The sequence below is a fragment of the Ruminococcus sp. N15.MGS-57 genome, from assembly GCF_000980385.1.
Taxonomy (GTDB): Bacteria; Bacillota; Clostridia; order Oscillospirales; family Ruminococcaceae; genus Hominimerdicola; species Hominimerdicola aceti.
This window is the reverse complement of the sequence record NZ_LARF01000123.1, coordinates 1-834: the sequence shown is the minus strand read 5'-3', so window position 1 is coordinate 834 and position 834 is coordinate 1. Positions and strand designations below refer to the sequence as shown.

The 834-nt window shown below is 50.6% G+C and carries 2 tRNA genes; both read right to left on the bottom strand.

Going from position 1 to position 834, the window contains the following annotated elements:
- Positions 1 to 84 precede the first annotated feature (84 nt).
- A tRNA-Phe gene (locus tag WS40_RS10830) sits at positions 85 to 160 on the bottom strand.
- A 4-nt stretch (positions 161 to 164) separates the two neighbouring features.
- A tRNA-Asp gene (locus WS40_RS10825) sits at positions 165 to 241 on the bottom strand.
- Positions 242 to 834: the final 593 nt, after the last annotated feature.

The window sequence follows — 834 nt, the reverse complement described above, 5'->3', positions numbered from 1 at the left end:
ACTCGCTACCTCCACCTTGGCAAGGTGGCGCTCTACCAGATGAGCTACGGCCGCATATTGGAAACCCGGCTGGGTTTCCTTGACTGGTGCCTCCGATCGGAATCGAACCAATGACACGGGGATTTTCAGTCCCCTGCTCTACCGACTGAGCTACAGAGGCATAATGGCGACCCGGATCAGGCTCGAACTGACGACCTCTAGCGTGACAGGCTAGCGTTCTAACCAACTGAACTACCGGGCCAAGCCCTTTCGCGCTTTGCATCAGGCGTTACCTGACCGCTGCAACATGATTGATTATACTGGATTATACCCCAACTGTCAAGCACTTTTTTGATTTTTTTGCCATTTTTCTTGTGTTTCGCGCATCAGCGTCAATAAAGTTTTGGGCGGGTGCTCTTGTGCTTTCCTCTGCTGACCACGGCCATGCCGCAGCGCTAATTTGCAGTTGCTCTTTCCCGACTACAACATTTTTTGTTACAGCGTTAATGTGCAGAAAGCCGCCGCGTCATCATCGCGCAAGGCCACAAGAGCTCTTTCGTTATTTTCAAAATCGTTTGGCTCCATCTTCTCTGCCCCAAAAATGCTGCTGCTTTCCATGGGCAGCCTGCTGCAAAAGCGATGGTCCCATCCCACAGTTCATGGCCGGGTGCCATTACGATAATTTTCTCCAACTTATTCTCCTTGAAACCCTTCGGATTTTAACGAATCGAACCGCAAACAAAAAGCACAGCAGTTTTTCGATACATCTGTATCACAACTGCTGTGCTTTTGGCAGGGGTAGAAGGATTCGAACCCTCGGCACGCGGTTTTGGAGACCGCTGCTCTACCAACTGA